This is a genomic window from Christiangramia sediminicola, assembly GCF_031344135.1.
GTDB classification, from domain to species: Bacteria; Bacteroidota; Bacteroidia; order Flavobacteriales; family Flavobacteriaceae; genus Christiangramia; species Christiangramia sediminicola.
On the sequence record NZ_JAVJIU010000005.1, the window covers coordinates 1 to 8,490 of the forward strand.

Below are 8,490 nucleotides of genomic sequence, written 5' to 3' on the forward strand. Positions count from 1 at the left end.
CCTCTTCCCATCCCGAACAGAGTAGTTAAGCCCGTTAGCGCAGATGGTACTGCTATCATTGTGGGAGAGTATGTCGCCGCCTTCTTCTTGAAAACCCTTTATCTTACCGATAAAGGGTTTTTTTATGCGTGCATGTGAACACATTTAGATTTAAAAAATAAAAAAAGCAGCCGTAAGAGGCTGCTTTAATGGTATAATTAAACTTAATAATCCTATGGGGTAGGAAGGTCACCATCTCCCTTAATTGGTAACTTAGATTTACCCATTAAGTATTTATCTACGTGATGAGCGGCTTCACGTCCTTCTGATATTGCCCAAACGATCAAAGACTGACCTCTACGCATATCTCCGGCAACAAATATGTTCTTTACATTAGTTTGGTAATTTTTCTGTCCCTGAATATTACTTCTTGGATCCAATCCTAAACCTAATTTTTCACTTAATGTTTTTTCAGGTCCGGTAAAACCAAGGGATAATAATGCCATATCACAAGGCCACTCTTTTTCTGAATTTTCAACCTCTTTCAATTCTGGTCGCTGTCCAGGCTTTTTGATCCACTCAACCTCTACTGTTTTTAAAGCCTTCAAATTACCGTCAGAATCTTTTACAAACTCTTTTGTTTGAATACTCCAGTTTCTCTCAACACCTTCTTCATGAGAAGAACTTGTTTTCAAGGTAAACGGCCAGTACGGCCATGGATTTTCTGAAGATCTGCTTTCTGGTGGGAGTGGCATGATCTCAAAGTTAGTAACCGATTTTGCACCGTGACGATTAGAAGTTCCTACACAATCTGATCCTGTGTCTCCGCCTCCAATCACAATAACGTCTTTTCCTTTTGCGTTAAATCGATCTTCAACTTCATGTAGTCCGTCCACTGCTTCATTATTATGTTTTAAAAATTCCATTGCCTGAACTACTCCTTGAGCATCAGAGCCTGAAATTGGTAGTTCCCTTTTTGCAGTAGCACCTCCACATAGAATGACAGCGTCAAAACTTTTAAGTTCATCTACGGAATAATTCTTTCCGACTTCTGTATCAGTTTTGAATTCAATTCCTTCAGCTTTCATAATATCTAATCGGCGATCTATCACCTTCTTTTCCATTTTGAAATCTGGAATTCCATATCTAAGTAATCCGCCAATCTTTGCGTCTCTCTCAAATACGGTTACATTATGACCAGCTCTATTTAATTGTTGCGCCGCTGCCAGCCCGGCAGGACCGGAACCTATAACAGCTACTTTTTTATCGGTTCTTTTTGCAGGCGGTTCAGGCTTAATCCAGCCTTCTTTAAAACCGCGCTCTACAATATACTTCTCTATCATTTCAATGGCCACAGGAGGCTCTATAATGCCTAATACACAGGCTGACTCACATGGTGCCGGACATAGTCTACCAGTAAATTCCGGGAAATTGTTGGTTGCATGAAGTATTTTAAGCGCTTTCTGCCATTCATTTCGATAAACAGCATCATTAAAATCTGGAATTAAATTCCCTAACGGGCAACCACTGTGGCAAAACGGAATTCCGCAATCCATACATCGGCCACCCTGCTTTTTAAGATCTTCAGTTGGTAACTCTTTGTGAAATTCATTATAATTCTTAACCCTTTCTTCGGGTTTAATATTTTCTTCCTGAATACGATCGTATTCTAAAAATCCTCTTAACTCTCCCATATTCTTATGCTGTCTTTAGATCTACCTCTTCTTCTTTCTTCTTTTCTTCTTCCAGTTTCTGTAAAGCCTTCTTATATTCTGTAGGCATAACTTTAATAAAAGCTTTTGAAGTTACCTCCCAATTATTTAAAATCTCTCTGGCAACTTCACTTTCGGTATATTGATAATGGTTTACGATTAGCTCTTCCAATTCCTGCAGGTTTTCATCTGAAGGTCCTTCAAGTTCTATCATTTCCATATTGAAATTATTTCTGTCAAGATCATTTTCAGGATTATAGATATAAGCAGTTCCTCCGCTCATTCCAGCAGCGAAATTTCTTCCTACTTTTCCTAAAATCACGGCAGTTCCTCCGGTCATATATTCACAACCATGATCCCCGATTCCTTCAATAACCGCTTTAGCTCCTGAATTTCTCACACAGAAACGTTCCCCGCCAATACCATTAATATAAGCTTCTCCGGTAATGGCCCCATATAAAGCGACATTACCAATTATTATATTTTCATTCGATTTGAATGTCGCGGTTTTCGGTTTTCGAATTGAAAGAATCGCTCCGGAAAGTCCTTTTCCGAAGTAATCATTGGAGTTTCCTTCGATATTTAAGTTTAAGCCTTTAGCTGCGAAAGCTCCAAAACTCTGTCCGGCTGATCCATTAAAGTTTAAAGTTAAAGTGTTTTTAGGCAATCCAATAGAACCATGGATCTTCGAGATCTCATTACTGATGATCGCCCCGGTAGTCCTGTTCGTATTGCTAATTGGATAACTTAATGTTATTGGTTCCTTTCTGTAAATAGCCGGGTGGGCATGTTTTAGAATTTCAAAGTCCAGTACACCTTCTATATTATGTAATTGCTTTTCAGTATTTGAAAGGGGGACACCATCGGTAATATTTGGCTTATGCAAAATATTGCTCAGGTCAATTCCTTGTGCTTTGTAATGTTTTATCGCACGATTGGTGTCCAGTTTCTGACATTGACCAACCATTTCTTTCATATTTCTAAAGCCTAATTGAGCCATAATCTCTCTCAATTCCTGAGCGATGAAATACATGAAATTGATCACATTTTCAGGAGTTCCTTTGAAATTCTTACGTAATTCAGGATCCTGGGTAGCGATACCAACCGGACATGTATTGAGGTGACAGGCTCGCATCATGATACAACCCGTAGCTACCAACGGAGCAGTGGAAAAGCCGAATTCTTCAGCTCCAAGTAAACAAGCGATAGCAACGTCACGACCGGTTTTTAACTGACCATCACACTCCACAACGATCCTGCTTCTAAGATTATTCAGTAATAAAGTTTGTTGAGCTTCGGCAATTCCCAGTTCCCAAGGAAGTCCCGCGTGTCTAAGTGAAGTTAACGGAGAAGCTCCGGTTCCTCCATCATAGCCTGAAATAAGAACCACATCGGCTTTTGCTTTGGCAACACCAGCGGCTATGGTTCCTACACCAACTTTAGATACTAGTTTCACGTTGATCCTTGCTTCACGATTCGCATTTTTAAGATCGAATATAAGTTGTGCTAAATCCTCGATAGAATAAATATCATGGTGTGGTGGTGGAGATATCAATCCCACATACGGCGTGGAATTTCTTGTTTTGGCAATATCAGGATTTACTTTTGGACCTGGTAATTGCCCACCTTCGCCAGGTTTTGCTCCCTGAGCCATTTTTATCTGAATCTCCCTGGCATTGGTCAAATAATCTATAGAAACTCCAAATCGCCCTGAAGCAACCTGTTTAATTGCAGAATTTCTCCAGTTTCCATTAATGTCTTTTTGAAAACGACCTGCATCTTCGCCACCTTCACCGGAATTACTTTTACCTTTAATCCGGTTCATAGCGATCGCAAGATTCTCATGTGCCTCTTTACTGATCGAACCAAAAGACATCGCACCTGTTTTAAATCTCTTTACAATTTCAGTCCATGGTTCTACTTCTTCTATAGGAATTGGATTCAATTCCTTGAATTTGAACATCCCTCTCAAAGTCATGAGCTTTTCATTCTGCTCGTTGATTATTTTGGAATATTCGGTATAGGTTTCATAACTGTTCTGCTTAACCGCCTGCTGAAGTTTGGCAACACTCGCAGGATTAAAAACGTGTCTTTCACCATTTCTTCTCCAGCGATAATCGCCTCCCATTTCAAGGTCGAGATCGGTTTCAGTTTCTGGTGGAAAGAATGCATGTTGATAACGTTTCTGAATTTCTTTTTCTACTTCATAAAGTCCGATACCTTCAATTCTGGTTGGTGTATTACAGAAATATTTATTTACGAATTTCTTATTTAATCCTAAAATCTCGAAGATCTGAGATCCGCGGTAGGAGAGAAGAGTAGAAATTCCAATTTTGTTCATGATCTTAATGATCCCTTTTCCGATGGCCACGTTGAAGTTTTCAACCGCTACTTCAGGATCTTCAATATCTATCTCTTTTCTTTCTACAAGATCATAGATCACCTCGTTCACCATATATGGGTTGATCGCGCTTGCACCATATCCGAAAAGAGCAGCAAAATGATGTGGTTCACGTGGTTCAGCAGATTCTATTACAATTCCGAAAGATGATCTTCTATTATGATCTTTTGCCCTGTGATGCACGAATGAGCAAGCGAGTAATGATGGGATTGGCGCCAGTTTAGGATTAATATTCCTGTCTGATAAAATGATCACATTACATCCATCATCCACGGCATTATTAATTTCTATGATCATTTCTTCCAGTCGATCTTCAAGACCGTTCATTCCCTTATCGGCTTCATAGAGCATGGAAATAGACTTTGCTTTAAAACCTGGTTGATCTATATATTTTATTTTATCAAGATCTTCATTTGAAATAACCGGATTCTGGATTTTAAGTTTTCTAGCCTGTTCAGGGATTATGTCGAAAAGATTTAGATCTTCACCAATAGAAAGGCTGATGTCTGTTACGATCTCTTCCCTAATTCCGTCAAGTGGCGGATTTGTTACCTGGGCGAAAAGCTGCTTAAAATAATTGAATAACAATTGTGGTTTATCTGAAAGTACCGCCAGGGGTATATCTGTACCCATAGAACCTATCGCTTCCTTAGCTTTTGAAGCCATTGGAGAAATGATAGTTGTGATATCTTCATAGGTATAACCAAAAAGCTTCAGCCTGGTAATATATGGTATATCTTCTACAGGGGTTTTATTTCCGGTATAAGGAACATCTGCCAGAGGAAGTAGATTGTCTTTTAGCCAGTCACGATACGGTTTTTCAGAAACGATCTTTTCTTTAACCTCTTCATCTTCGATAATTCTTCCTTCTATCATATCTACCAGAAACATTCTTCCCGGTTCAAGCCTACCGTGTTTCAAAACATTTTCAGGTTTGATATTCAGAACACCGGTTTCCGAAGACATGACAACATACCCATCTTTTGTAACCGTATAACGTGAAGGTCTGAGTCCGTTTCTGTCTAATAGAGCACCAATGTAATTTCCATCGGTAAACGGAATGGAAGCCGGTCCATCCCATGGTTCCATAATACAGGCGTTATATTCGTAGAAGGCCTTTTTATTGTCTTTCATGGAAGGGTTCTTTTCCCATGCTTCCGGCACCATCATCATTATTGCTTCCGGTAAGGATCTTCCGGTTTGAAGAAGGAGTTCCAGTGCCATATCCATAGACGCGGAATCAGATTTTCCGTCGAGGATTATAGGAATGATCTTCTTCATATCATCTCCAAAAACATCGCTTTCAAAAAGTTCTTCCCGGGCTTTCATTCTACTCAAATTCCCACGAAGAGTATTGATCTCACCGTTATGACACATGTAACGAAATGGCTGGGCCAGATCCCACGTTGGGAAAGTGTTGGTGGAGAAACGCTGATGAACCAGCGCTAATTTTGTAATAACATCAGGATCATTTAGATCTTTATAATAGTCATTGATATCCTGTGGCATTAATAAGCCTTTATAAATGATGGTATTTGTAGAAAGACTTGAGAAATAAAAGTATTCGCTTTGTGCGAGATCTGACTTCTCTATTTCATGTTCAGCAATTTTCCTGGCAGAATATAGTTTCGCATTAAAAGTTCTATCATCCATTTCTTCAGGTCTGCTAATGAAAACCTGTTCAATGGCTGGTTCTACATTGCTGGCCATTTTTCCAAGGCAAGAATGATTCACGGGTACTTTTCTCCATCCCAGAATTTTCAGGTCCTGTTTCTGAACTTCTTCCTCAAAGGATTTTCTACAGATAGAAGCCTGATTTTTATTTTTTGGGAGAAATACCATTCCCACCGCATACTTTCTAAATTCAGGAAGTTCAAAATCACATACTTTTTTGAAGAAGTCATGAGGAACTTCAATCAGAATTCCTGCTCCATCACCGGTTTTACCATCAGCACTAACCGCACCACGGTGTTCCAGCCGAATTAAAATATCAATCGCCTTGTGAATTATGTTATTGGTACGCTCGCCATTTAGGTTACATATAAATCCTGCTCCGCAATTATCGCGCTCAAATAGAGGGGAGTAGAGTCCCTGTTCTTTCATTCTCATACGTGTTCATTCTGAATTATTCTTATAAAGTTAAAGAAAAGAGAATGAATTTTTCAAGTAATGAAAGCCTTTAGATCAAGTTTTTAGGCATTAATAATTTTATGGAATTTAAATGACATATTCTTAAATAATAGCAGCCTCGTTGCGAATTATTAAATGATCGAATTGTCTTATTCTTAACCTAGGGGATTTCCCTTAATTTTTGGAAAATGGCGATTTACTATTCTGATTATCAAAATAATATGTTAATTTTAACTTACTTATAACGAGTGTTTAAACATCTGTTTATACGAATATCAGTTATGATTCAATACCCCCAATTTCTTTACTTTTCCTAAAGTCAACACCAGAATATTATTCTGGAATTTTAAACCAGGTCCCCCGGATTTAAAATTTGATTCCCCCCGTATGATTTTGTGCTATCCAGGCACTTTCCCTGATTTATGATCAGGTTATGCCCTACTCAGTTTTGTAATTAGATTAATTGAAGCCCCCTTTATTGACTGCCCGGTCTGCTTCCCTAGGTTAACCAAGCTAATGGCCTAACCTTAAAATTTAATTATTATGAAAGAAATTACAATTAAGCAATTTAGCGTGCTTTACTGGACATTAGAATGGCTTAGAAAGAAAGTGAATTTTAGCTCTATGCTTTTTCTAATTTTTATGCTCTATTCTTTTATTGGATTTTCACAAACCTATAAGGATGAGATTAGACAATTAAAGAACCTGGATTATGTCACTTCTGGTTTGACTGATGATTTAATATTCATCAATAGTAATTTGCAAGCCAATAACTCTGCCTATTCGGAAGGGATGTCAACCTTACAGAGAATAATTTTTGAGAACCTGCCTCCGGCAGTGGCAAATGAACATACTCTTAGAATTAGAATTCAGACTCTAAAGGGAGGAAAACATGCCTATGATTTTATCACTTCCTGGGAACAATCCATGAAAGTAGCAAATACCATTTTACCTCCTGGCTTTGTTTCATTACCAGATCCCGGAAGCAATGGCAGTCATCCTGCTTATTCTTATGATGAATATGATGATTTGGCCTGTGGGCCGAATATTACCAGTACCGCTGAAGTAGCATGTGTCGCTGCAGATATAAGCGGTAATCAACAATTCTTACCAATTGTTCAAGATGAAATTGCAAATCCGAATGTGGATGGGAGTTTGGATAATTCGACCAGAGCAGCAGTCATAGAAGCTTATGAATCGGTTTATGGAGATAGATTCGTAAAAGTGAAAGGTGATATGCCATTTACAGGAACAGCAGGAGATCCAAATAGTAGAGTGACATTTGCAGGATTTGATGGTGAATATATGTTCTACGATATTTCCTGGGTTTCTGCATCCTCTTCAATCATTATTGAATTTGGGGCACAAATTGCTGCTGGTTTTAGTCCTACGGGAGTTTATTCCAAAGAAGGGGGGTACTCAATCCCTGCTGATGGGATCGTTGGTTACGGTCCCGGCCGTGGTGCTTCAGATGTATCAGGTGCACCATATCATGTGAAATTCACGGCTTTTCTCACAGATTTTGTTGATGGCAAGGCTCCAACTTTAGGAAGTCAGGATAATCAATTAATGGCTGATGGAGTAAGACTTATTCCTTTCTGCGATCTACAAGGCCAACAAAGTTTTTGTCTCGACGAAATAAGTGGTTCTGTTACCTATGATGGAAATGCTACCAACCTTGAAGGTGCGACATATGCTTGGAGTTTCAAATCAGGAACCAACACTTCAAATGCCAGTTTTGATGGTGCAACAGATGGTCCAACCGTAGATGTGAATCCCGGTGATCAGGAAGGCGGATATACGCTAGTATTTAGAGTTACAAATGATTCGGGATTATTTGCGGAGTGTGAAATAGATGTAAGTATTTCTACAGCAACTATAGATGATGAAGAGATTTGTGCAAGTGTGGATGGCAGTGCAGGAAGTGTCACTTTGAACTATTCCGGTACTCCAGCTGACTCGACTCCGTTTGAATCTGATAATACAGGTGTAGCTACAGTAACAGATTTAGGAGTAGTCTCCGCAGTTTCTTCCGGAACGGCCAATATCACATATACAGATAGTAATGGTTGCCAAGCGATTGCTATCATCACGGTGAATGCTAATCCAGATGCCGATATCAGTACCGATGGAGTATGTGATGGCGATGATTCAGTCTTTACGGCAACACCATCTGATGGCGACAACTACTTGTTCTTTGAAGATGTAAATGATGATGGTGCGTATGATGCAGCAGATGATGGAGCAGCTTTACAGAATGGAGCTTCA

3 protein-coding genes and 1 rRNA gene are annotated in these 8,490 nt (G+C 39.2%); 2 read left to right on the forward strand and 2 right to left on the reverse strand.

Going from position 1 to position 8,490, the window contains the following annotated elements; all coding sequences use genetic code 11:
* Positions 1–85 (forward strand): 5S ribosomal RNA (rrf, locus tag RE431_RS13670); the annotation flags it as partial.
* A 127-nt stretch (positions 86–212) separates the two neighbouring features.
* Here rrf and RE431_RS13675 read toward each other — a convergent pair.
* The gene (locus tag RE431_RS13675) at positions 213–1,673 is read right to left on the reverse strand and encodes a glutamate synthase subunit beta (protein WP_309562553.1); all 1,461 of its coding nucleotides are present in this window, start codon (positions 1,671–1,673) and stop codon (positions 213–215) included.
* A gap of 4 nt (positions 1,674–1,677) precedes the next feature.
* Positions 1,678–6,201 carry a glutamate synthase large subunit gene (gene gltB / locus RE431_RS13680; protein WP_309562554.1) on the reverse strand — a complete coding sequence of 1,508 codons (4,524 nt, stop codon included), beginning with the start codon at positions 6,199–6,201 and terminating at the stop codon, positions 1,678–1,680.
* Between the two features lie 564 nt (positions 6,202–6,765).
* Between gltB and RE431_RS13685 the strand changes: the two genes are divergently transcribed.
* A partial coding sequence (locus RE431_RS13685) for an Ig-like domain-containing protein (protein WP_309562555.1) occupies positions 6,766–8,490 on the forward strand: 1,725 nt, incomplete at its 3' end.